Origin of the sequence: Methylobacterium sp. Leaf112 (genome assembly GCF_001423295.1) — a bacterium.
In the GTDB taxonomy this organism is placed as follows: Bacteria; Pseudomonadota; Alphaproteobacteria; order Rhizobiales; family Beijerinckiaceae; genus Methylobacterium.
Window position 1 is genome coordinate 32,340 of sequence record NZ_LMNG01000032.1, and the last position, 22,690, is coordinate 55,029.

A 22,690-nucleotide genomic window follows, 5' to 3' on the forward strand; every position below is an offset into this window, starting at 1 on the left:
ATATAATTGCGTTCGTGGTGTCGTTGGCCTGACAGGGATCACGACACCATCTAGAAGAAGCGCCCAGGAAACGCCCACCGTTGGAGCCGGACAACGCCCATGACCGCGCCTTTCCCCACGCCCGTCGCCGATGAGACCCAGCGCCTCCTGAGCCCCGAGGAACTCGCGGCGGCCCTGCGCGACATCGGCGCGAAGCGCTACCACAACCTGCATCCGTTCCACCGCCTGCTGCATGACGGCGAGTTGAACAAGGATCAGGTCCGCGCCTGGGCGCTCAACCGCTACTATTACCAAGCCATGATCCCCATCAAGGACGCGGCCGTGCTGGCGCGCATGGAGGATGCGAGTCTTCGCCGGATCTGGCGCCAGCGCATCGTCGATCACGACGGTGATGCGCCCGGCGACGGCGGCATCGAGCGTTGGCTCAAGCTCGCCGAGGGCGTCGGTTTTTCGCGAGCCTATGTGGAATCGACCGAAGGCATCCTCTCGGCGACCCGGTTCTCCGTGGACGCCTACGTCCACTTCGTGAAGGAGCGCTCGCTGCTGGAAGCCATCGCCTCCTCGCTCACCGAGATGTTCTCGCCGACCATCATTTCCGAGCGCGTCGCCGGGATGCTGAAGAACTACGACTTCATCACCAAGGACACCCTGGCCTACTTCGACAAGCGCCTCACCCAGGCGCCCCGCGACGCCGACTTCGCCCTCGACTACGTGCAGAAGCACGCCACCACCCCCGAGTTGCAGCGACAGGCGATGGCGGCGCTGACCTTCAAGTGCAACGTTCTGTGGACGCAGCTCGACGCCCTGTATTTCGCCTATGTCGCCCCAGGCCTCACCCCGCCCGACGCCTGGACCCCCGGCACCGGTCTCGTCCCCGAGACCGTGACCGCGCAGGCGGCCGGTACCGGCACGCTGGGTCCGCACGACGTGCCGCGCCTGCCGCGCGGCGTGCGCCTGCGCCACGACACCGTGCGCGGCGAGCACGTGCTGCTCGCCCCCGAGCGCACCTTCGACCTCGATGCCAACGCCGTGGCGGTGCTCGAATTCGTCGATGGGACCCGCACCGTGCGCGACATCGCCGGCCTGCTGGCGGAGAAATTCACCGCCGACCGCGCGGTGATCGAGGCCGATATCCTCGTCATGCTGAACGACCTCGCCACCAAACGGGTTCTTGAGCGATGAACGCGATCACGCCGACCGCCCCCGTCCTGCCGGCGCCCGTCGGGCTCCTGGCCGAACTGACGCATCGCTGCCCCCTGCGCTGTCCGTACTGCTCGAACCCGCTCGAACTCGACCGGCGCTCGGGCGAACTCGACACGGCGACGTGGCAGCGGGTGCTGACGGAGGCGGCGGCTTTGGGCGTGCTCCACGTCCACCTCTCCGGCGGCGAGCCGACGGCCCGCAACGACATCGTCGAGATCACCCAGACCTGCGCGAAGCTCGGCCTGTACTCGAACCTCATCACGTCCGGCGTCGGCGGAGCCCTGGCCAAGCTCGACGCCCTCTACGACGTTGGCCTCGACCACGTGCAGCTGTCGGTGCAAGGGGTCGATGCGGCCAATGCAGAAAAAATCGGCGGGTTGAAGAACGCGCAGCCGCAGAAAATGGCGTTCGCCGAGCGGGTGACCCAGCTCGGCCTGCCGCTGACGCTCAATTCCGTCATCCATCGCGGCAACATCCACGAGGTCGAGGGCTTCATCGATCTCGCCGTGAAGCTCGGGGCCAAGCGCCTGGAAGTGGCCCACACCCAGTATTACGGCTGGGCCTACGTCAACCGCGCCGCTCTGATGCCGAACAAGGCCGAGGTCGATCGCTCGATCCGCATCGTCGAGGCGGCGCGCGAGCGCCTCAAGGGCCAGCTCGTCATCGACCTCGTGGTGCCGGACTACTACGCGAAGTACCCCAAGGCCTGCGCCGGCGGCTGGGGACGCAAGCTCATGAACGTGACGCCGGCCGGCAAGGTGCTGCCGTGCCACGCCGCCGAGACCATCAAGCAGCTCGAGTTCTGGTACGTCACCGACCACTCGCTCGGCGACATCTGGGCGAACTCGCCGGCCTTCACCGCCTATCGCGGCACCGACTGGATGCAGGAGCCCTGTCGCTCGTGCGACCGGCGCGAGAAGGATTGGGGCGGCTGCCGCTGCCAGGCGTTGGCGCTCGCCGGCGACGCCGCCGCCACCGATCCGGCCTGCTCGCTCTCGCCGCTTCACGCCAAGGTGCGTGATCTCGCCACGGAAGAAGCGGCCGAGACCCCGCCCGACTACACCTACCGGACCATCGGCAGTAACGTGCAGCCCAACGTGCGTACGCCGCTCAACGAGGACGTGTCCCTTTGAAGTCTGCGACCCTTGCCGCACTGCTGATGCTGGCGGCCACCTCCGCCCTGGCCCAGAGCACGCCCCCGACCGAGGCTCCGGCCGTCGCCAAGGCCAGCACGGGCGCTCCGAACGCCTCCGACCTGCTGTTCGAGCGACCGCAGATGCAGAACGTGCCCCCCGGCACGAAGCTCACTTACGGCTACATCCGCCGCAGCGGGATCTCGAAGGGCCCGTTCGGGCCGCCCCTGAACGATACGATCAAGCTGGGCGTCGAGGCCGGACAGAGCGCGGACAGCCGTGATATCCGGGTCGAGATGTTCTCGGGTGCCAACCGCTTTCCCGCCGGCCCGTTCGAGAACATGCCGGGCAACCCCGTGATGACCCTGTTCCTGGAGCATCACCTCATCGACATGGCACGGGTGCTTTCGGCCAACCCCCGCTACATCAAGAATGCCATCCGCAAGGGGCTTCGCGACAACGCGACGGTGACGCCGACCACCATCGACTACAAGGGGCGGACCGTGTCCGCTTGGCGCATCGAAACGCAGCCTTTTCTGGACGATCGGATGAAGGAGCGCATGCGCGGGATGGAGAACATCCGCTATACTTTCGTGACGTCCGATTCCGTGCCCGGCGAACTCGTCTCCATCGAGGCGCAGTCGAAGAACGCCGAGGGTGGCGAACTCCTGGAAGAGAACCTGACCTATGTTCCGAACGCTGGTTGAGCGTCTCGCCCTCCCCGCCCTTCTCGTCGCCGGCCTCGCCGGTTCGTTGCAGGCGGCGGAGCTAGAGAACGACTATCCGACCGAGACCCGGGCCGATTACATCTTCGGCTGCATGGCGGCGAACGGGCAGTCCCGCGAATCCCTGTCGCGCTGCTCGTGCTCCCTCGATGCCCTGGCGTCGATCCTGCCCTACGACCGTTACGTCCAGGCCAGCACCGTGCTGTCCATGCGTCAGGGCATCGGTCAGCGCGCCAACGAGTTCAAGTCGACCAAGGTCTTCGACGACAAGGTCGCCGAGCTCCGCCGGGCGCAGGCCGAGGCCGAGATCCGCTGCTACCGCGGCGGCGCCTGACGATCCACACAGCGGGAACGCCCGGACCCGACGCCATCCATGGGGATCGCCGCCGTCCCGGGCATTAACGCGAGCCTGCCCCCAGATACGCCCCGTGGACCCCTACCGGTCGGTCCACGGGGCGTTCTCCTGAGTGGTTCAGCTCTCGCCGCGCGCCACCCGGGCTTCGTATTCCGGCAACTCGATCTGGCCTTCCTTGGCGACGCGCGCCTTATCTTCCTCGGGGATCACGTCGGCCACCATGTCGAGGCGCTTCCAGAGGGCCAGCGGCGTCTCCTTGTCGGGCGTCGGCACGTACTTGTTCTGTGCCACCTTCTGGTACTTGTGGATGTAGCGCGGGCAGTTGACCCACGCCTTGGTGACCTCGACCCGCACGAGATACTTGGCCTCGGTGTACTCGGCCATCAGGGGGTCGTCGCGCAGCATCCGGGCATGACCCTGGACGCGGACCCGATGCGGGGTCTCGAAGTCGATGAACAGCAGGCCGACCTTGGACTGACCCTCGATGTTGCCCATCGAGTACCACATGCCGTTTCCGTCGAAGCCCGGGAAGACGAGGGTGTTGTCGTCCAGCACCTTCACGAAGCCAGGGCTGCCGCCCTTGTAGGAAACGGTGGGCATGCCGTCCGGATCCACGGTGGATAGGAAGAACATGTCCCGGCTGTTGATGAAGGCGGCCTCGTCCTTGCCGATCCCGTCATGCACCCAGCCGGTGTCGAGGCGCTCGGCGAGCTTGACGGTGTTGTACTCTTCCTGAAGCGCGCGATGCGCGTCGTAGTAGAGCGATGCCATGGGTGTCCTCCGTGTGTCGGCCGCTCTCGAGGTGGGCGGCCGTTGCGGAGATGATTGCCGGGATTTTCGGTAGATCACAACAGCGGGGCGCGCCCTTCTCCCCTTCCGCGGGAGAAGGTGGCCCGCGAAGCGGGGCGGACGAGGGGGCTACGATGGCGAACGTGGCGCTGCTCCTCTCCCGGTCGCTCCGCGACCACCCTCCCCCACGAAGGGGGGAGGGTTTCGCGCACGAAAAAGCCGGCGCCGCTGTCGCGACGCCGGCTTCATACATGGGGCGCAGCCGAGCAGAGCACGGCTGCGCCATCCCGAAAAGAATCAGTTCTTGGCCTTGTCGACGAGGGCCTTCTCGGAGATCCACGGCATCATGCCGCGCAGCTTGGCGCCGACTTCCTCGATGGGGTGGGCGGCGAGCTTGGCGCGGGTGGCCTTGAACGAGGTCTGGCCGACCTTGTTCTCCAGCATCCAGTCGCGGGTGAACTTGCCCGACTGGATGTCGTTGAGGACGCGCTTCATCTCGGCCTTGGTCTCCGGCGTCACGATGCGCGGGCCGGTAACGTACTCGCCGTACTCGGCGGTGTTGGAGATCGAGTAGTTCATGTTGGCGATGCCGCCCTCGTAGATGAGGTCGACGATGAGCTTCACCTCGTGGAGGCACTCGAAATAGGCCATCTCGGGGGCGTAGCCACCCTCGACCAGGGTCTCGAAGCCGGCCTTGATCAGCTCGACGAGGCCGCCGCAGAGGACGGCCTGCTCGCCGAACAGGTCGGTCTCGCACTCTTCCTTGAAGGTGGTCTCGATGATGCCGGCGCGGCCGCCGCCATTGGCCGAAGCATAGGACAGGCCGAGGTCGTGGGCGTTGCCGGAGGCGTCCTGCGCGATGGCGATCAGGGTCGGCACGCCGCCGCCCTTGAGGTACTCGCCGCGCACGGTGTGGCCGGGGCCCTTGGGGGCGACCATCAGCACGTCGAGGTCCTTGCGCGGCTCGATGAGGTTGAAGTGCACGTTGAGGCCGTGGGCGAACAGGAGGGCGGCGCCCTGCTTCATGTTCGGCTCCAGGGACTCCTTGTAGATGTCGCCCTGGAGTTCGTCCGGGGTGAGCATCATGACGACGTCGGCCTGTTTGGCGGCATCGGCGACGTTCATCACCGTGAAGCCCTCGTGCTCCGCCTTCTTAGCGGTGGCCGAGCCCTCGCGCAGCGCGATGACGATGCCCTGCACGCCGGAATCGCGCAGGTTGAGCGCGTGGGCATGGCCCTGGCTGCCGTAGCCGACGATGACGACCTTCTTGCCCTTGATCAGGTTCAGGTCGGCGTCACGATCGTAATAGACCCGCATGGCGGTACCTTCTCTTTTCTCTCGATTGAGCATGAGTGCGCTCCGGCGCCCTCATCTGAAACAGCATCCGCGCGGCCGTGCGATCCGGGCAGCTTTTAGCGAGACGATTCCCTTGACGAAAGGGGAATCGTCATCCGAGCGGCGTTCTACGGGCCTTACGCGGGCAGGCGCAGCTCTTTACGCGGGCAGGCGCAGCCTTTTACGCGGGCAGGCGCAGACCTTCGCGGGCAAAGACGGCCCGCACGGCGGGGCGCGCCGCCATGGCGCGGGCATGCGCCGTCCAGTGGGGAAAGCGCTCCGCCATGTCGAAGCCGAGGGCCGGGCCACGGCCCCAGGTCCAGAACAGCAGCAGGTAGGGATCGACCACGCTGTAGCGGTGCCCCAAGGCCCAGCCGCCGTTCGAGAGCTTAACGTCCGTCATGGTGAAGAGGTCGCCACACGTATCGGTGCCCTTGGCCGCGATGGCCGGAAACGCGTCCTCGTCGGCGGTGTAGCGCTCCGGCCGCCGGACATGGGCATAGGCGATGTGATGGTTCGTCGAGAGCCATGCGAGCCACTCGTCGGCGCGTGCCTGATCGCGCGAATCCTCCGGCCATAGGCCCGCCTCCGGATGGAGGCGCGCGACGTGGCGCAGGATCGCCGTGTTCTCGGTCAGCACCCAGCCCTCCTGCAAGCCCTCCTGCAAGCCCCCCTGCACGAGAGCCGGCACGCGCCCGCGCTCGTTGACGGCGAGGTACTCCGCCGCACGCTGATCGCCCTTGGCCAGATCGAGCCGAACGGTCTCGAACGGCGTGCCGGTCTCCTCCAGGGCGATGTGCGAGGCCAGCGAGCAGGCGCCGGGGGCGTAGTAGAGGGTGGTCATGCCGATCTTCGTTTCCACGCATTGAGAGATCGAGGTGCAGACCAAGAAGGTTTGCGACCGTGCCTCGGACATCCTTCAGGACATCCGCGGGGACTTTCCCGATCGGTCGGAAGCCACGCATCGTGCGATCCACGCGACGGATCTGATCGCACAACACGGCGCCGCTCACGGCGAGTCCGTCCGGCAGGATGACTTTGGTCGGCCAGGGAGCCACATTCGACGTCACCGCACAGATGATCGCGGTGGCGTTTCGCTGGTGGAAGCCCCGGTTGGTGAGAACGAGCGCCGGCCGCACACCGGATTGCTCGCGGCCCAGAGTCGGGCACAGGTCGACCCAGACGAGATCCCGGGCATCCGGCAGGGCCGCCTCAGTGGCTCCAATCGTCATGGACGATCTCCGTGCCGACGTCCGGCCCCCAATCAACGAGCTCCGGCCGATTATTCGGGCCGAGACGATCCATCTCCGCCAACATCTCGTCGAGTGTGGGGACACGGCCGCGTGGGCTGATCTCTACGATCTGCCCATCGCTCAATCCGTTCTCGCGACCCACCTTCGCGGGAATCCGGATCACGAACTCATCCCCTGTCCGGTTGAGCTTGGCCTTCATGACGAGAGCCCCTTCCTCCGGAGGCAGGACAGTACCACCGTCGAGAGAAAAGCCTCACATCGCCTCCGACCCACGTCCCATGGCGGCGATGCCCGTGCGCGAAATCTCGACGAGGCCGATCACCGTCATCAGGCCGATGAAGCGGTCGATTTCCTCGGTGGTGCCGGTGACCTCGAACACGAAGGAATTCAGGGTCGCGTCGAGGGTCTTGGCCCCGAAGGCGGCCGCGAGGGTCAGGGATTCCGTGCGGTGCTCGCCGGTCCCGGCCACCTTCACGAGGCAGAGTTCGCGCTCGAGGGACTGGCCCTGAAGCGTCAGGTCGACCACGCGGTGCACGGGGACGAGGCGGTCGAGCTGTGACTTGATCTGCTGGATCACCGCATCGGTGCCCGTGGTGACGATGGTGATGCGCGAGATGTGGCGCGCGACCTCGGTCTCCGAGACGGTCAGGCTCTCGATGTTGTAGCCGCGGCCCGAGAACATGCCCGAGATGCGGGCGAGCACGCCGGGCTCGTTGTCGACGATGACCGCGAGGGTGTGCCGGTTGATGGGCTCGACCCGGCCGGCGTCGGGGTAGTGGGTATTCATCGCATTCATGGCTTGCCCCAGTTCCAACTCTTCGCTTCTTCGCCCATCCGGGTCCATGCTGGACCCGTTCCAGACGTCATGATACCGCGCCGCCATGGACAGTCGCCAGCGCACGCTCGCCGCCGTGAGGCCCCACGGCCGGACCGGCGTCGAACTCGGTCCCCTCGACCGGCCCCTCGTGCACCGCGGCGACGGCGACATCCTCTACGCCGACCATCTTTCGACGGACGACCTCGCCCGGAAATACGCCGGCCATGCCGCCGCCGGCCCGCGGGCCCGCGGCGCCCTGGTGGAGGTCGATCTCGTCCTCGACCGCCAGACCCTCGCCCAAGCCCTCGGGGACCGTGGTTCCGTGGACTACATCGTCGCCTCGCACGTCATCGAGCATCTGCCCGACCCCGTCGGTTGGCTGAGGGATTGCGCCGAGGCCCTGCACGAGGATGGCCTCCTGTTCCTGGCCGTCCCGGATATGCGCTTCACCTTCGATCGCGGCCGCACGCTCACCACCGTCGGCGACCTCGTCGGCGCCTCCCTCACCCGCCCCACGGGCCCGAGCCCGGCCCAGGTCTACGAGCATTTTTCCCGCGCGGTGCAGGTGGATGCCAAGGCCGTCTGGGCGGGACGCGAGACCCGCTTCCCCCTGTTCACGGGACACGGGCCCGAGGCCGGCCTGGAGCATGCGCGGCGTATCCACGAGGCGGGCGGCACGATCGATGTGCATTGCAGTGTCTTCACCCCCGACAGCTTCGTGTCCGTCCTCGGCGAGGTGATCGCCATCGGTCTGGTGCCGTTCGCCTTCGCCGAGTTCACGCCGACGCAGCCCGGCGAGATCGAGTTCTTCGCGCTGATGCGCAAATGCGAAGGACTCGCCCCGGTCAAGCGAGCGGCGTTCACCCCTCGGTCCGATCGGCCGGCCCCGCGTCCGGCCGCGCCGGGCTGGCGCAGCCGCCTGTCCAACGCGCGCCGCCTCGGCGACCCGCGCTAGGGACCGGGGCACGGGAGACGCCCGGTGGGATGCGGGTCAGACCAGCATCTTGCCCTCTTCCGAGATGATGTCGCCGATCTCGGCGCCGGTCTCACCGAGGTAATCCGACAGGATCATCTCGTTGTGCGCCTTGCCCGACGGGATCATGGGGAAGCAGTTTTCCTTCTTGTCGACGACGCAGTCGAAGATCACCGGGCCGTCGTGATCCAGCATCTCCTGGATCGCCGCGTCGAGGTCGCCGGGCTTCTCGCAGCGGATGCCCTTGGCCCCGTAGGCTTCCGCCAGCTTCACGAAGTCCGGCAGGCTCTCGGAGTAGCTCTGCGAGTAGCGCGAGCCGTGCAGCAGCTCCTGCCACTGGCGCACCATGCCCATGTACTCGTTGTTCAGGATGAAGATCTTGACCGGCAGGCGATACTGCACCGCCGTGGACATCTCCTGGATGTTCATCAGGATCGACGCCTCGCCGGCGATGTCGATGACGAGCCCGTCCGGATGGGCGAGCTGCGTCCCGATGGCGGCGGGCAGGCCGTAGCCCATGGTGCCAAGGCCGCCCGAGGTCATCCAGCGGTTCGGCTCCTCGAACTTGAAGTACTGCGCCGCCCACATCTGGTGCTGGCCGACCTCGGTGGTGACGTAGGTCTCGCGGCCCTTGCAGGCCTCGTAGAGGCGCTGGACAGCGTATTGCGGCTTGATGATCGTGCCCGACGGCCAGTAGGCGAGGCAGTCGCGCGCCTTCCAGGTGCGGATCTTGCCCATCCAGGCGTCGAAGCGCTCTGGGTCCGGCCGGGTCGGCAGGGCCTTCCAGGCGGCGAGCATGTCTTCCAGCACCGAGCCGCAATCGCCGACGATCCCGACATCGACCTTGACGACCTTGTTGATCGAGGAGGCATCGATGTCGATGTGGATCTTCTTGGAGAACGGCGAGAACGCATCCAGGCGCCCGGTGATCCGGTCGTCGAAGCGGGCACCGACGCAGACCATCACGTCGCACTCGTGCATGGCGAGGTTGGCCTCGTAGGTCCCGTGCATGCCGAGCATGCCGAGGAAGTTCTCGTCCGAGGCCGGGAAGGCACCGAGACCCATCAGGGTCGAGGTCACGGGAAATCCGGTCTCGGCCGCGAGTTCGCGCAGCAGGGTCGAGGCGTGCGGGCCGGCGTTGATGACGCCGCCGCCGGTATAGAGGATCGGCCGGCGCGCGTTCGCCATCAGCTCGACGGCCGCCTGGATCTGGCCTGCGTCACCCTTGAACGCCGGCTTGTAGGTCTTGTGGCCGTTCTGGGTCGGACGCTCGTAGAGTCCGCTGGCGAACTGGATGTCCTTCGGCAGATCGACGACGACGGGGCCCGGCCGCCCGTGCGAGGCGACGTAGAACGCCTCGTGCAGGATGCGCGGCAGGTCGGCGATGGATTTGACCAGATAGTTGTGCTTCGTGCAGTGGCGCGTGATGCCGACCGTGTCGCACTCCTGGAACGCATCGGTGCCGATGAGGTGCGTCGGCACCTGTCCGGTGATGCAGACCAGCGGGATCGAGTCGAGCAGGGCGTCGGTGAGGCCGGTGATGATGTTGGTGGCGCCCGGTCCCGAGGTGACGAGGACGCACCCGACCTTGCCGGACGAGCGTGCGTAACCTTCCGCCGCGTGGACCGCGCCCTGCTCGTGGCGCACGAGAACGTGCTTCAGGGTGTCCTGATGGTAGAGCGCGTCGTAGATCGGCAGCACCGCGCCGCCGGGATATCCGAACAGAGTGTCGACACCCTGATCCTGAAACGCCCGGATGACCATTTCGGCCCCAGTCATGACCTCGCCGCCCATCGTCCTGCTCCTCGAACTCTGTTCTGAAATCCGTGTCGTCTCTCGTCGCGGCAACAAAAAAGGGCCCCGAAGGACCCTGCATGCGCCACCATCCGGATCGCGGTCCCTGGTGTCAGGACCGCCCCGTCGGTGGCGCTTTCGTTACGATGAGGATGGCACGCATCGGAATGACCGTCTGATCTTTTCACCCGCCGAACCGGCGGATCGAATTTCGTGTCGCGTGTCGTAGCCGATCCGCCCCTCAGGGTCAACGCGGATCTACTCGGCGGGAACTTCGCCCAGGACGGCGCCGGTCCTCGGATCGGCATCGAACTTCATCCGGCGCCCGTCCTTGATGCCCTCGCCGTCCCAATGGCCATCGTCGGCTTCTAGTTTAGTGATCTCCGAATAGCCGGCGGCCTTCAGGGCCTGCTTGGTCTGTGCCGGCGTGAGCCAATCCGCACCAGGCGTCTCCGCGAAGGCGACGCGGGGGCCGAGGGCGAGGGTCACCATGAGGGTGAGGCGCGTCAACCGTCGCATGCGAGATCCTGTCCTGTGTGGGGGCGCGTCCCCGTCCGACGCACGATCCATCTAGGGCGCTCTCCGCCGAAGTGGATGCCGGTTCGGCGGAAAAGAGCGCGGCTCCAGGCCGGTGGCGTTCGGGGGCATGGGGACCTCGAAAACACACGACCTTGGGCCTGAAGTGTTTGCCCGCCCGGCCCTGGCCGTCCTATCTGGGACGTGCTGAATGCCAGCGCGTCGAACCTCGCCCCGCCCGCGATGCCATCATCGGAAAATTCCCTGTCGACCACAATGGCCCTGCTCCTCCTCGACGTCGCCGGAAGTCCCTGCGCCCTGGTGCGGACCTCCGTGCGCGAGGTGCTGCCTCTGCCGGACCTGCATGCACCCCCGGCGACGGGCGGTCCTCTGGCGGGCTTCCTCGACCTTGGCGGCGTGCCTGTGCCGGTGGTCGATCTCGCCCATCTCCTCGGCCTCCCGGCCCGGGACGGCGCGGAAGCGGACGACCCCTATCGCCACCTCGTCCTGGCGGCGGACGCGACCGCGGCCTTCCTGGTGGATCGGGTCGAGGATCTCGTCGTCGTTCCGAGCGCGGCGATCCAGCCCGTGGCCGAGACCCGCACCCTCAACGGCTGCGTCACGGCCGAGATCACCCTCGGCGACCGCATGGTGCATGTCCTGGACCTGGCCCGTCTGCTCACCGCCGAAGAGCGCCAGCGCCTGGACGACCTCACCCGCGCCGCGGCCGGACGCCTCGCCGCATTCGGGCGGATCCCTGCATGAAGCGGCCCGACCGGTTCGGCCCGCAATCCGACCCGGCCTTCCCGGCCCTCAAGGCTCGGATCATCGCGCGAACCGGCCACCACTACTACGCCGACAAGGACGACCTCCTGCTGGATCGCCTGCGCAAGCGGTTCAAGGCCAACGGCCTGCCGGACTGCGCCGCCTACGCGGCTCTGTTGAACGACAGGGCCCTGGGCGAGGCCGAATGGGCGGCCCTCGAGGCCGAGATCACCATCGGCGAGACCTTCTTCTTCCGCTACGCCGAGCAGTTCGCCGCCCTGCGCGGCACCATTCTGCCCGGCCTGATCGCGGCGCGGGCGCATGAGCGTTCCCTGAAGATCTGGAGCGCCGGCTGCTCGACGGGGGCCGAGCCGTATTCCCTCGCGATTCTCCTCCACGAGCTCCTCGGTCCCGCCCTGCCCGATTGGCGCATCGCCATCACCGGCACCGACATCAGCACCGCGGCCCTGGCGACGGCGCGGGCCGGCCTCTACGGCCGCTGGGCCCTTCGAACCCTGCCGCCCGAGGAGCGGCTGCGCTACTTCACGTCCGGCCCGGTCCTGCCGGGTCCGGGCCGGGAGGGGACCTACACCCTGCGCACCGACTACCGCCGGATGGTCCGCTTCGAGCGCCGCAACCTGATGGAGCTCGTCGACGGCACCGCGCCGCCGCACCTCGCCGACTTCGATCTGATCCTGTGCCGCAACGTGCTGATCTACTTCGAGGCCGAAATCGTGCTGGGGATCGTGCGCGGTCTCGGGCGGCGCCTGCTGCCGGACGGTTGGCTTCTCATTGGCCACGCCGAGCCCAATCCCGCCTTCGCCCAGACCCTCGAACCGGTGAACCTGCCCGGCACCGTGGCCTACCGCCCCCGGGGGGCCGGCGAGCCGGTGATGGTGCAGCCGCCCGTCCCCTCCGCCCCGTGGGAACCCACCCTTCCCTGGATCGGCGAACAGGCGAGCGCAACCGATCTTCGGAGCGTGGCGGACCCGTTGCCGGTCTGCCCGACCGGTGGGACGCTGGAGGTGGGGGCAGATGCGGACGGGGCGGGGCGGGACGCTCGTCCTCGGAACGACACCGCTCCACCGGAGACCCTCGACGACGATCTCACTTGGATCCGCACCCTGAGCGATGCCGGCGAGACCGGCCAGGCTTGGCGCAAGGTCCGGGCGGCCCTTCGTGCCGCTCCGATGGCGGCGGTCCTGCACTATTACGATGGGCTCCTCGCCCGGACCCTCGGGCGCGACGCGGAGGCCGAAGCGGCGCTGCGACGGGCTCTCTACCTCGATCCCGGCTTCGTCATGGCGCATTATCAGCTCGGCCTGCTTCTGATCGCCATGACGCGGCCGGCGGAGGGCTGCCGGTTCCTCGACAATGCCATCCGCCTCGGCGAGACCCTGCCGGCCGTGGCGCATCTCGCCGAAGCCGACGGGATCGGCCCGCGGGAACTGGCGCAGAGCGCGGCCCTGGCGCGTTCCACCCTGGAGGATCTTGCCGAATGAAGGCCATCCCAAGAACGTCCGCCATGAACGTCACCCCATGAACGGAGCCGCCGAAGCCGCCCGCCGACGGGCCCTGCGGGAGGCCCGCACGCGCGCCCTCGCGGGGCGGGATCGGACGGCGAGGCAGCGGGTGACCCTGCGCTCGTTCCTCGTGTGCGCGTGCGGCGAGGATCGCTACGGCCTGCCCCTCGCCCAGGTCGCCCAGGTCCTGCCCGCTCGCCCCGTCACGGCGGTGCCGGACGCGCCCGATGCCCTCCTCGGCGTCGTCGCCCTGTCGGGCCGGGTGGTGAGCCTGCTCGGGCTTGCGCGTGCGCTGGGACGCCCCGGTGCCGCCGAGCCCGGAGCCGGTCATATCGTGGTCCTGCGCGGTGGTGCGGCGGCCGTGGCCCTGGCCGTGGACCGGGTGGAAGGTGTCGTCGCCATCGCGGCGTCCGACCCGGACCTTCCGAACGCCACCGAAAGCCTCCTCGATCCGGCCGTCGCGGGATTGGGTCCCGGGGCGGTTTCGGGCTATGCCCCGGCGGGAACCCATGCGGGCGACGGCTTCGTCGCCGTCGATCTGCCGCGCCTCCTCAGGCGCTACCTGTCCTGAGTGTCCCTCGGAGAACGCCCGCCGCACCGTCGCGCTCGGAACGAGAGCCGACGGTGATCGGGCGTTCCGGAAGGCACTCCGGCGCCACCTGCCCGGTGTGCGTCGGTTTCGTGGAGCCTTGAGCCAGCCTGTGTCGATCTCCATCGGAAAACGCATCCTCCTCGGCTTCGTCGCCATCACCGTGGTGATCGTGGCGCTGGGCCTCTACGCCCTCGACCAGATCAGCGCCGTGCGCGACAACATGAACACCATCGTCAAGCGGGACCTGACGGTGGCGCGCCAGCTCGACGACCTCGGCAACAAGGCCCGCGACATGGGGCTCTTGCGGCGCAACGCCGTGATGGCGGCGCTCATGCGCAACCGCCCGGAGGCGGAGCTGATCCAGATCGTCGAGACCTGGCGGCGCATGGGCCAGGAGGCCGATGCGCTCTTCGGCGAGGTGGTCCGGACGGCCAACGGGTATTCCGCCACGGCGCCGGCTCCGGCGCGCGCCGCGGCCTGGAAGAAACTCGCCGAGACCGCCGAGGCGGCGGCCGGCGACTTCCGGCAGTTGCGCGCGGTCAGCGAGCCGCAATTCACCGCCATCGCGGCCAGGGACGCCGAGGCCATCGAGGCGCGCAACGAGCCGATCAACCGGATGCAGGAGGTGCTCCTGGCCGACATCGAGCGCACCCGCGAGGCCCTCGACGCCGGGATCGCCGCCGGCCAGCAGCGCGCCGCGGAAATCTACGACCGCAGCCTGTGGTCCGTCATCCTGACCCTGGCCGCCAGCGTGCTGCTCAGCATTCTCATCACCGCCCTCATCCGGCGGGGCGTGGTCAAGCCCTTGGAGGACGTGATGCAATTCGCCGAGCGCGTCGGCGGCGGCGACCTGTCCGGCACCCTGGCGACGAAGGGCGACGACGAGATCGCCCGGCTCGGGCGCACCCTCAACGGCATGGTGGCGGGGCTCGCCGATCTGGCGCGCACCAACCGCGCCGCGACGGCGGATCTCAACGCGGCGGCGGCGGAGATCCGCGCCTCGGCCCAGGAGCAGGCGGCCTCCGTCGAGGAGCAGTTCGCCGCCGTCCAGGAGACCGCCGCCACCGTCGACGAGATCACCCATTCGGGCGCCCAGATCGGCAAGCGCGCCGGCGAGGTCATCGCCACGGCGCAATCCACCGCCCAGACCTCGCGGGCGGGCCTGCGCGCGGTGGCCGACACCGCCAAGGCCATGGAGGCGATCCGCGAGCAGGCCGAGGCGGTGGCGGGCAACATCGTCGCCCTGTCCGAGAAGACCCAGGCCATCGGCGACATCATCACCACCGTCAACGACATCTCGGAGCGCACCCATCTCCTGGCGCTGAACGCCGCCATCGAGGCGGCGGCGGCGGGCGACAGCGGGCGGAGCTTCGCCGTCGTCGCTTCGGAGATGAAGCTGCTCGCCGATCAGGCCAAGGCGGCGACGGGGCAGGTCCGCACGATCCTGGGCGAGATCCAGCGCGGCATCAACACCTCGGTGATGCTGACCGAGGAGGCGGTCAAGCGCGCCGCCGCCGGCAAGGCCCGCTCGGACACCACCCAGCGGACCATCGAGGAGATCACCGCGAGGGTCGAGGAGAGCGTCCAGACCTTCCAGCAGATCGTCGCCTCGACCAACCAGCAGCAGCTCGGCATCGAGCAGGTGATGGGCGCCCTCCAGAACATCCGCCAGGCGAGCCAGCAGACGGCGGCCGGCACCCGCGAGGTCGAGGCCGCCTCGGCCAATCTCACCGAGCTGGCCCAGGCCCTGATGACCCTGGCCGAGCGCTACCGGCACTGAGTGTCTCTCACAAAACTCCCGCTGCAACGCCGTATTCGAGGCGAGAACCGATGATGACCGGGAGTTTTGTGAGGCACTCTGAGACGCGGGAGGCCGAGGCCATGAAACGAACCCGCTTCCCGAAGGGCCCGGGCCCGCTTCCGCACGTGCGTTCGCACCTGCGGAAGCGGGCCTGAGCGGCGAGCCGAACCGGATGGACATTCGCCAACTCCTCCTCGCGGCCTTTGAGGTCGAACATCGCGAGCATATCGACGCCATCCGCGCGGCCCTGGCCGGGGCGGCGGAGTCCCGCGACTGGAACGACGTGTTCCGCCGGGCGCACAGCCTGAAGGGGGCGTCGCGGGCCGTCGACCTGCCGGCGGTGGAGGCCGTGGCCCATCGGTTGGAGACCCTGTTCGACCGCATCGTCGAAGGCGGGGGCACCCTCGACCGGGGGGCGGAGGCCGCGGTCCAGCTCGCGCTCGACCGGATCGAGGCCTATGTCGGCGGTCTTACCGACGGGGTCGGCGCGCCGATGCCGGACGATGCGCTGCAGGCCCTCGACCGCTGCCTCGACCCCGGATCCCCCGTGGCAGCCGCGCCGGATCCGGCGCTCCGGTCGGCCGAAGCGCCGCCGGCCGTTCCACCCGCCGCCCCTGCGCCGACCGTGCCCGAGCCGGCGCCCGAGGCCGGCGCGCTGCTGCGCGTCCCGGCCGAGGCCATCGATGCCCTGACCCGGGCGAGTCACGAGCTCGCGAGTGCCCTCGGGGGCGAGGTGGTCCTGGCCGAGGGGCTCGCCCGATTGACCCGGCGGGCGGGCGACCTCGGCCTCATGGCCGAGCGGTTGCGCGGGACGGCGACGGCCGCGACGTCCCTGCGCGACCTCGAGACCGGTCTGCTCGCCCTGGCCCGCGAGGCCGCCGACCTGTCGCGGGTGCGCCTCACCGTCGCCTCCGCCGTCGAGGCGGCCGCGGCCCGGGTGGCCGAGCACGCCGAGCGCCTCGCCCTCGTGCCGGCCGAGACGGTGTTCGGCGGGTTTCCCCGCGCCCTGCGCGAACTCGCCCGCGAGGGCGGGCAGGAGATCGCCGTCCAGACCACCGGCCTCGATCTTCCGGTGGAGCGCTCGATGCTCCAGGCCCTCAAGGATCCGGTGCTGCATGCCCTGCGCAACGCCCTGAGCCACGGGGCCGAAGCCCCGGAGGCGCGCGCCCGCAGCGGCAAGCCGCCGGCCCTCGCCATCGGCCTCGACGTCGCCGTCCGGACCGGGCGTCTCGTCGTCACGGTCCACGACGACGGGCGCGGGCCGGATCTGCGCGCCATCGCCGAGGCCGCGCGGCGGCGGGGGCTGGCGGCGACGGAGGACGATCCCGAGGCACTCCTCGCCCTGGTGTTCGAGGCGGGGCTCTCGACGGCGGCCGAGGTCGACACCCTGTCGGGGCGCGGCATCGGCCTGTCCGTGGTGGCCGACGCCGTCCGCCGCCTCGGCGGCCAGGTCCGCCTGAGTCCCCGGGCGCCCTGGGGCACGGAGCTCGCCATGACCCTGCCCCTGCAGGCGGCGCGGCGCGCGATGCTCCTCGTCGAGGCGGGGCAGGCGACCTACGCCGTGCCGAGCGCCGCCGTGGAGCGGGTGATCCGGTTCGATCCGCGCGACCTCGACCGGGCCATGGGCCGGCCGGTCCTCAGGGTCGTGTCGGAGGGCGGCGCAGGCGCCACCCTGCCGGTCCTGGCGCTGGCCGATCTGCTCGGTCGTCCCGGCGGCCGGCCGCCCGAGGCGGGGGCCGCCGTCGTCCTGCGGGCCGGGGGCCGGCGCGTGGTCCTCGTTGTCGAGACCCTGCGCGAGGTCCGCACCCACCTCGTCCTGCCGGCGCCGCCCATCGGCGCCGACCCGCGCCTCGTCTCCGGCACGGTGATCCTCGGCGACCGCCCCGTCCTCGTCCTCGAACCGGACGGCCTCGTCGCCCGGGCGGCGGAGGCCGGATTTCAGGCCGGACCGGATGCCGCGCTCCTCCCCGGGGCGGAGCGCGGAACGATCGGTTCGGCCTCACGTTCGAACAACCTCGCGAACAATATCGCCGCCACCCCGGCGACCATCCTGGTCGTCGACGATTCCATCACCACCCGCACCCTGGAGAAGGGCATCTTGGAAGCGGCCGGTTACCGCGTCGTCGTCTGCGTCGACGGGCAGGACGCCATTGAGCGCCTGCGCGCCGGGATCGAGCCCATCCGGCTGGTGCTGGCCGATGTCGAGATGCCGCGCCTCGACGGGTTCGGCCTGCTGAAGGCCATCCGGGCGGAGGAATCCGTCGCGCGCCTGCCGGTCATCCTGATGACCTCGCGGGGCGATCCCGAGGACGTGGCGCGCGGCCTCGACCTCGGGGCCGACGCCTACCTGACCAAGCAGAGCTTCGACCAGCGCCGTCTCCTCGAGACCATCGGGCAATTGCTGTGACCGGACCCGCGACCCCCGACGCGCCCCGCGTGCGGGTGATGCTCGTCGAGGATTCCCTCGTCGTGCGCCAGCTCCTCATCCACATCGTCGGGCGCGATCCGCGCCTCGAGGTCGTGGCCGCCGTCGCCTCGGGCGAGGAGGCGCTCGCCACCCTCGCGTCCGCCCGGCCCGACGTCATTTCCATGGACATCCGCCTGCCGGGCATCGACGGCCTGGAGACCACCCGCCGGATCATGGCCGAGCGGCCGACGCCCATCGTGGTGGTGGCCGACGCCATCGAGGATTCGTCCCTGCGCATCTCCATGAACGCCCTGCGGGCCGGCGCCCTCTCGGTGGTGGAGAAGCCGGTGGCCACCACCCATGCGGGCTACGAGACCGTGGCCACGGAGATCTGCACGCAGCTGCGCATCATGGCCGCCGTGCCGGTGATCCGCCGCCGGCCCATCGGCGCGGAATGGGCGGGCCGGCCCCGCGACCTGCGTGCCCTGATCCCCGCCATCGCGTCCGAGGCACCGAGCGTGGTCGCCATCGCGGCGTCCACGGGCGGCCCTCCGGCCCTCGCCCGGGTCATCGGGGCGCTGCCCGAAGATTTCCCCCTGCCGGTCCTCGTGGTCCAGCACATGGGTGCGGCCTTCATGGAAGGCTTCGCCGCCTGGCTGAACGGCGTCGTCGCCCTGCCCGTCGCCGTGGCGCGCGACGGCGAGCGCGCGGCCCCCGGCCGGGTCTACGTCGCGCCCGGCGACCGCCACCTCGAACTGGCGCCCGGCGGGGGCCTGCGCCTCACCGACGCCGACCCCGTGGGCGGGCAGCGCCCGGCCGCCACCGCCCTGTTCCGCTCCCTCGCCCGCCATGCCGGTCCACGCGGGGTCGGCGTGCTGCTGACCGGCATGGGCGAGGACGGCGCCGTTGGGCTCCTCGACATGCGCCGTGCCGGGGGGGCCACCATCGCGGAGGACGAGAGCACCGCGGTGGTGTTCGGCATGCCGGCCGCCGCGATCCGCATGGGAGGCGCCGGCACGGTGCTGCCGCTGGACCGGGTGGCTTCCCATCTCGCCAGGATCGTCGCTGGGGGGGGCATGCCGTGAGCGAGCCGGCCCGCCTTCTGCTCGTTGAGGATTCCGAGACCCAGGCCCTCGAATTGCGGCTGCTGCTCGAAGGGCACGGCTTCTCCGTCGAGCGCTGCGCCACGGCGGAAGCGGCCCTCGACCACCTCAACACCCGCCTGCCCGACCTCGTGGTGGCCGACCACCACCTGCCCGGCATGAACGGCGACGAGTTCGCCCGCCAGCTCCGCCTGTCCCTGCGCACCCGCGCCCTCCCGCTTCTCATGCTGACGGGGGCGCGCGATGGCGAGCGCCAGGGCCTTGAGAGCGGCGCCGACGCCTACGTGGCCAAGTCCGCCGACCGCGACATCCTGATCCTGCGCATCCGCGCCCTCCTGCGCGAGCGCCTGGGCGGCGGCTCGGAGGCGCCAGGCGCCTCGGGGTTCCGGCGCGGGCGCGTCCTCGTCGTCGACGGAAGCGCCACCTACCGCACCTTCCTCGCCGGGCTGCTGGCCCACGAGGGCCACCTCGTCAGCGTCGCCGACACCGCCGAGGCCACCCTCGCCGCCCTCGACGCCGACGGCGCCGCCTTCGACTGCGTCACCATCGATCTCCTCGGCACCGCCTATGACGGCCTCGGCCTATGCCGGGCCGTCGATGCCCGCCGGGCCGCCGACATCGCCGCCCGCGAGGCCGGCACGCCCACCTTCCACGTGGTCGGCATCGCGGGCAGCACGCCGGCCAAGGATTTCCTCGTCCAGGCCTTCGCGGCCGGTGCCGACGACGTGGTGTCCAAGGTCGACGGCGACGTGCTGGTGATGCGGGTGCGCAGCCTGGTGCGGCGGAAGCTCCTGGAGGAGGACAACCGTCGCATCGCCGGCGAGTTCGGCGCCCGCGAACGCGCCCTGGAACGGGCCCGGGCCGAGGCCGAGGCGGCGGAGGCCCGCGCCGCCCTCGCGGGTGCCCTGGAGCAGGCGAATTCGGATCTCGCCACCGCCAACCGCAAGCTCACGGATGCCCAGGCCAAGCTGGTGCAGGCCGCCAAGATGGCCTCGCTGGGCGAACTCGTCGCCGGCATCGCCCACGAGATCAACAACCCGCTTGCCTTCATCCTCGCCCACCAGGGCACCGTGGAGCGCCTGCTGAACGAGGTCGTCGCGGACCCCGCCCCCGCCGACGCCCCGCGCCTCCTGAAAAAGTGCGGCGACCGCGTCGGCGCCATGCGGATGGGCCTGACCCGGATCCAGGACCTCGTCCTGAATCTCAGAAAATTCTCGCGCCTCGACGAGGGCGAGCGCGCCCTCGTCAACGTGCCCGACGCCATCGAGACGGTGCTGGCCCTGATCCAGCACAAGCTCGGCGACCGGATCGGGGTGGTGCGCGACTTTTCCGGCCGGCCGGAAATCCACTGCACCCCGGCGCTCCTCAACCAGGTGGTGATGAACATCCTCGGCAACGCCGCCGACGCCATGCCGGAGGCCGGCACCATCACGATCCTCACCGCCAGTACCGACGAGATCGACGAGATCCGCATCTCGGATACCGGGCCGGGCATTCCCGAACCATTGCGCGAGCGGATCTTCGAGCCGTTCTTCACGACGAAACCTGTCGGCGCGGGCACCGGCCTCGGTCTCGCGATTGCCTACTCGGTGGTACAGGCGCATAGCGGCACGCTCACGGTCGAGGCCGCCCCGGGCGGCGGAGCCTGTTTCATCATCGGCATCCCCCGGCAGGCGCGGTGAGCATGTCCAAAGCTACGATCCTCGCCGTCGACGACGAACCCGACATCCTCATCGCCCTCGAGGACCTGTTCGAGGACGAGTACCGGGTCCTGACCACCAGCCGTCCGGCCGAGGCCCTGGAGATCCTGGCGGCCGAGCCCGACATCGCCGTCATCGTGTCGGACCAGCGCATGCCGGGGATGACCGGCGACGCCATGCTGGCCCAGGCCCGCGGTCTGCACGACGCCCAGGCGATCCTGCTCACGGGCTACGCCGACATGAGCGCCGTCATCAGTGCCCTCAACCAGGGCGGCATCACCGGCTACGCCACCAAGCCCTGGGACGCCGATCTCCTGCGCGGCGCCGTGCGCCAGGCCTACGAGCGCCACCGCCTCGGGCGCGAACTCGCCACGGAGCGCGCCCTGCTCATGGGCCTCCTGGATCACTCCGAGGATGCGATCTCGTTCAAGGACGGACAGGGCCGGTTCGTCCGCCTCAATGCCCGCAAGGCCGAGCGCCTCGGGCGAACGACCGCCGAGTGCCTCGGGCGCACGGAGGCGGCGCTGCGGGGCGACCCCGCGAGCACGGACCACGCCGGCACCGAAACCGACGGGGCGGCGGAGGCCGACGCCCAGGCCATCGCGGCGGGCCGGCCGACGGAGACCGAGATCACCGAGGGGCCGGAGGGGGCGGAGCGCTGGAGCCACGTCGCCCGGGTGCCGATCCGCGGCGCCTCGGGCGCGGTGGTGCATCTCGCCACCATCGAGCGCGACGTGACCGAGCACCGGCTTCTCGAAGCGCGCCTGCGCCAGTCGGACAAGATGCAGGCGCTGGGCACCCTCGCGGGCGGCATCGCCCACGACTTCAACAACCTCCTCACGGCGATTCTCGGCAGCCTCGAACTCGCGACCCCCAAGATCGCGGACCAGCCCCGCGTGCTGCGCCTCGTCACCAACGCGACGCAGGCGGCCCAGCGCGGGGCGACCCTGACGAAGCGCCTCCTCGGCTTCAGCCGCTCGCGCGACCTCCGGCCCCGGGCCGTCGACCTCAACCACGTCATCGCCGGCATGGGCGAGTTGCTGGGGGGGAGCCTCGGCGGCCTCGTGGGGCTGACCCTGCGGCTCGACCCGGCCGCACCCGCCGCCCGGGTCGATCCCGATCAGCTCGAACTCGCGGTGCTCAACCTGTGCATCAACAGCCGCGACGCCATGCCGGAGGGGGGGAGCATCACCGTCTCGACCCGGATTTTGGCCCTGCGGGACGATCCCGACCTGCCGGATGGCGACTACGCCGCCATCGAGGTTGCGGACACCGGCACCGGCATCCCGCCGGCGATCCTGCAACGGGTGTGCGAGCCGTTCTTCACCACCAAGGCCGTCGGCCAGGGCACGGGGCTCGGCCTCGCCATGGTGTTCGGCCTCGCCCAGCAATCGGCCGGGCGCCTGCGCATCGCCAGCGAGGTCGGCGAGGGCACCCGCGTCGAACTGCTGCTGCCCCGCACCGAGGCCGAGATCGTGGGGGAGGCCGCACCCGAGCCGGCCCCGGCGGCGCCCGTCCAGGCCGCACGCATCCTCGTGGTGGACGACGACCCCGAGGTGCGTCACGTGACGGCCTCGTTCCTCGCCACCTTCGGCTACGCCGAGAGCGAGGCGCCGGACGGGCCCTCGGCCGTGACCCTGCTGGAACGGGACCGCTTCGACCTCGTGGTGGCGGATCTGGCCATGCCGGGCATGACCGGCGTCGAGCTCGCCGCCATCGTGCGCGCGCGATGGGCCGGCGTGCCGGTGCTCATCCTCACGGGTCACGCCGAGGCGATCCCGATCCCGGCCGACCTGCCGGTGCTGCGCAAGCCCTTCGAATCCGGCGATCTCGCGGCCGAGGTGTCCCGCCTCCTCGTCCCCGGGCCTTGACGGCGCCGCCCGCCCGGCCGGGCAGGCGTTGCTCC

At 69.9% G+C, this 22,690-nt stretch carries 20 protein-coding genes and 1 pseudogene; 13 read left to right on the top strand and 8 right to left on the bottom strand.

What is annotated here, in order from left to right; genetic code table 11:
* The first annotated feature begins 99 nt into the window (after positions 1-99).
* From pqqC to ASF52_RS18565, 4 genes are read left to right on the top strand one after another with little or no spacing between them, the layout of a single operon-like run.
* Positions 100-1,182 carry a pyrroloquinoline-quinone synthase PqqC gene (gene pqqC / locus ASF52_RS18550; protein WP_056175199.1) on the top strand — a complete coding sequence of 361 codons (1,083 nt, stop codon included), beginning with the start codon at positions 100-102 and terminating at the stop codon, positions 1,180-1,182.
* The gene (pqqE, locus tag ASF52_RS18555) at positions 1,179-2,336 is read left to right on the top strand and encodes a pyrroloquinoline quinone biosynthesis protein PqqE (protein WP_056175203.1); all 1,158 of its coding nucleotides are present in this window, start codon (positions 1,179-1,181) and stop codon (positions 2,334-2,336) included. Before pqqC ends, pqqE begins: the two co-directional genes overlap by 4 nt.
* Positions 2,337-2,362: 26 nt before the next feature.
* Positions 2,363-3,043 carry a hypothetical protein gene (locus tag ASF52_RS18560; protein WP_056175207.1) on the top strand — a complete coding sequence of 227 codons (681 nt, stop codon included), beginning with the start codon at positions 2,363-2,365 and terminating at the stop codon, positions 3,041-3,043.
* Positions 3,024-3,395: a hypothetical protein gene (locus ASF52_RS18565; RefSeq protein ID WP_056175209.1), complete on the top strand. Its 372-nt coding sequence runs from the start codon at positions 3,024-3,026 to the stop codon at positions 3,393-3,395. The genes ASF52_RS18560 and ASF52_RS18565 overlap by 20 nt, the downstream gene beginning before the upstream one ends.
* A gap of 138 nt (positions 3,396-3,533) precedes the next feature.
* Here ASF52_RS18565 and ASF52_RS18570 read toward each other — a convergent pair whose 3' ends face one another.
* The 6 genes and pseudogenes from ASF52_RS18570 to ilvN form a co-directional block, all read right to left on the bottom strand.
* On the bottom strand, positions 3,534-4,187 hold the full coding sequence (locus tag ASF52_RS18570; protein WP_056175212.1) for a pyridoxamine 5'-phosphate oxidase family protein: 654 nt from the start codon (positions 4,185-4,187) through the stop codon (positions 3,534-3,536).
* 315 nt (positions 4,188-4,502) lie between these two features.
* Positions 4,503-5,522, bottom strand: a complete 1,020-nt coding sequence (gene ilvC, locus ASF52_RS18575) for a ketol-acid reductoisomerase (RefSeq protein ID WP_056175215.1) — start codon at positions 5,520-5,522, stop codon at positions 4,503-4,505.
* Between the two features lie 199 nt (positions 5,523-5,721).
* Entirely contained in the window at positions 5,722-6,384 is a 663-nt protein-coding gene (locus ASF52_RS18580; RefSeq protein ID WP_056175640.1) for a glutathione S-transferase family protein, read from the bottom strand.
* A 58-nt stretch (positions 6,385-6,442) separates the two neighbouring features.
* Positions 6,443-6,772 (bottom strand): annotated as a pseudogene (locus ASF52_RS22230) (type II toxin-antitoxin system PemK/MazF family toxin); the annotation flags it as partial.
* Positions 6,753-6,992, bottom strand: a complete 240-nt coding sequence (locus ASF52_RS18585) for an AbrB/MazE/SpoVT family DNA-binding domain-containing protein (protein WP_056175219.1) — start codon at positions 6,990-6,992, stop codon at positions 6,753-6,755. The pseudogene ASF52_RS22230 and the gene ASF52_RS18585, both read right to left, overlap by 20 nt.
* A 54-nt stretch (positions 6,993-7,046) precedes the next feature.
* Positions 7,047-7,589 carry an acetolactate synthase small subunit gene (gene ilvN / locus ASF52_RS18590; RefSeq protein WP_056175221.1) on the bottom strand — a complete coding sequence of 181 codons (543 nt, stop codon included), beginning with the start codon at positions 7,587-7,589 and terminating at the stop codon, positions 7,047-7,049.
* Positions 7,590-7,674: 85 nt separating this feature from the next.
* On the opposite strand from ilvN, the gene ASF52_RS18595 reads away from it, so the two are divergent.
* Complete coding sequence (locus tag ASF52_RS18595; protein WP_056175224.1) at positions 7,675-8,565, top strand: methyltransferase domain-containing protein; 891 nt, start codon at positions 7,675-7,677, stop codon at positions 8,563-8,565.
* A 36-nt stretch (positions 8,566-8,601) separates the two neighbouring features.
* Here ASF52_RS18595 and ASF52_RS18600 read toward each other — a convergent pair whose 3' ends face one another.
* Both ASF52_RS18600 and ASF52_RS18605 read right to left on the bottom strand, forming a co-directional pair.
* Positions 8,602-10,377, bottom strand: coding sequence for an acetolactate synthase 3 large subunit (locus ASF52_RS18600; RefSeq protein ID WP_056175227.1), 1,776 nt, complete (start codon positions 10,375-10,377; stop codon positions 8,602-8,604).
* Positions 10,378-10,635: 258 nt separating this feature from the next.
* Positions 10,636-10,896, bottom strand: coding sequence for a PepSY domain-containing protein (locus ASF52_RS18605; RefSeq protein ID WP_056175229.1), 261 nt, complete (start codon positions 10,894-10,896; stop codon positions 10,636-10,638).
* A 273-nt stretch (positions 10,897-11,169) separates the two neighbouring features.
* On the opposite strand from ASF52_RS18605, the gene ASF52_RS18610 reads away from it, so the two are divergent.
* The 8 genes from ASF52_RS18610 to ASF52_RS18645 all read left to right on the top strand — a co-directional run bounded on the left by ASF52_RS18610 (position 11,170) and on the right by ASF52_RS18645 (position 22,655).
* Complete coding sequence (locus tag ASF52_RS18610) at positions 11,170-11,658, top strand: chemotaxis protein CheW (protein WP_056175232.1); 489 nt, start codon at positions 11,170-11,172, stop codon at positions 11,656-11,658.
* The gene (locus ASF52_RS18615) at positions 11,655-13,160 is read left to right on the top strand and encodes a CheR family methyltransferase (RefSeq protein WP_056175234.1); all 1,506 of its coding nucleotides are present in this window, start codon (positions 11,655-11,657) and stop codon (positions 13,158-13,160) included. Before ASF52_RS18610 ends, ASF52_RS18615 begins: the two co-directional genes overlap by 4 nt.
* Positions 13,161-13,197: 37 nt before the next feature.
* On the top strand, positions 13,198-13,752 hold the full coding sequence (locus ASF52_RS18620; RefSeq protein ID WP_056175237.1) for a chemotaxis protein CheW: 555 nt from the start codon (positions 13,198-13,200) through the stop codon (positions 13,750-13,752).
* A gap of 130 nt (positions 13,753-13,882) precedes the next feature.
* Entirely contained in the window at positions 13,883-15,553 is a 1,671-nt protein-coding gene (locus ASF52_RS18625; RefSeq protein WP_056175240.1) for a methyl-accepting chemotaxis protein, read from the top strand.
* A gap of 193 nt (positions 15,554-15,746) precedes the next feature.
* A complete protein-coding gene (locus ASF52_RS18630) occupies positions 15,747-17,981 on the top strand; it encodes a hybrid sensor histidine kinase/response regulator (RefSeq protein ID WP_056175243.1) in 2,235 nt (744 codons plus the stop codon).
* Between the two features lie 38 nt (positions 17,982-18,019).
* Positions 18,020-19,066, top strand: coding sequence for a chemotaxis-specific protein-glutamate methyltransferase CheB (cheB, locus tag ASF52_RS18635; RefSeq protein WP_056175643.1), 1,047 nt, complete (start codon positions 18,020-18,022; stop codon positions 19,064-19,066).
* Positions 19,063-20,766, top strand: coding sequence for a response regulator (locus ASF52_RS18640; RefSeq protein ID WP_056175245.1), 1,704 nt, complete (start codon positions 19,063-19,065; stop codon positions 20,764-20,766). Before cheB ends, ASF52_RS18640 begins: the two co-directional genes overlap by 4 nt.
* Before the next feature lie 2 nt (positions 20,767-20,768).
* Positions 20,769-22,655: a response regulator gene (locus tag ASF52_RS18645; RefSeq protein ID WP_056175248.1), complete on the top strand. Its 1,887-nt coding sequence runs from the start codon at positions 20,769-20,771 to the stop codon at positions 22,653-22,655.
* Positions 22,656-22,690 lie beyond the last annotated feature (35 nt).

Bases quoted from the DNA above. Each gene is read 5' to 3' on its own strand.
- pqqC (WP_056175199.1), top strand. From the start codon at position 100: ATGACCGCGCCTTTCCCCACGCCCGTCGCCGATGAGACCCAGCGCCTC.
- pqqE (WP_056175203.1), top strand. From the start codon at position 1,179: ATGAACGCGATCACGCCGACCGCCCCCGTCCTGCCGGCGCCCGTCGGG.
- ASF52_RS18560 (WP_056175207.1), top strand. From the start codon at position 2,363: ATGCTGGCGGCCACCTCCGCCCTGGCCCAGAGCACGCCCCCGACCGAG.
- ASF52_RS18565 (WP_056175209.1), top strand. From the start codon at position 3,024: ATGTTCCGAACGCTGGTTGAGCGTCTCGCCCTCCCCGCCCTTCTCGTC.
- ASF52_RS18570 (WP_056175212.1), bottom strand. From the start codon at position 4,187: ATGGCATCGCTCTACTACGACGCGCATCGCGCGCTTCAGGAAGAGTAC.
- ilvC (WP_056175215.1), bottom strand. From the start codon at position 5,522: ATGCGGGTCTATTACGATCGTGACGCCGACCTGAACCTGATCAAGGGC.
- ASF52_RS18580 (WP_056175640.1), bottom strand. From the start codon at position 6,384: ATGACCACCCTCTACTACGCCCCCGGCGCCTGCTCGCTGGCCTCGCAC.
- ASF52_RS18585 (WP_056175219.1), bottom strand. From the start codon at position 6,992: ATGAAGGCCAAGCTCAACCGGACAGGGGATGAGTTCGTGATCCGGATT.
- ilvN (WP_056175221.1), bottom strand. From the start codon at position 7,589: ATGAATGCGATGAATACCCACTACCCCGACGCCGGCCGGGTCGAGCCC.
- ASF52_RS18595 (WP_056175224.1), top strand. From the start codon at position 7,675: ATGGACAGTCGCCAGCGCACGCTCGCCGCCGTGAGGCCCCACGGCCGG.
- ASF52_RS18600 (WP_056175227.1), bottom strand. From the start codon at position 10,377: ATGGGCGGCGAGGTCATGACTGGGGCCGAAATGGTCATCCGGGCGTTT.
- ASF52_RS18605 (WP_056175229.1), bottom strand. From the start codon at position 10,896: ATGCGACGGTTGACGCGCCTCACCCTCATGGTGACCCTCGCCCTCGGC.
- ASF52_RS18610 (WP_056175232.1), top strand. From the start codon at position 11,170: ATGGCCCTGCTCCTCCTCGACGTCGCCGGAAGTCCCTGCGCCCTGGTG.
- ASF52_RS18615 (WP_056175234.1), top strand. From the start codon at position 11,655: ATGAAGCGGCCCGACCGGTTCGGCCCGCAATCCGACCCGGCCTTCCCG.
- ASF52_RS18620 (WP_056175237.1), top strand. From the start codon at position 13,198: ATGAACGGAGCCGCCGAAGCCGCCCGCCGACGGGCCCTGCGGGAGGCC.
- ASF52_RS18630 (WP_056175243.1), top strand. From the start codon at position 15,747: ATGGACATTCGCCAACTCCTCCTCGCGGCCTTTGAGGTCGAACATCGC.
- cheB (WP_056175643.1), top strand. From the start codon at position 18,020: ATGCTCGTCGAGGATTCCCTCGTCGTGCGCCAGCTCCTCATCCACATC.
- ASF52_RS18645 (WP_056175248.1), top strand. From the start codon at position 20,769: ATGTCCAAAGCTACGATCCTCGCCGTCGACGACGAACCCGACATCCTC.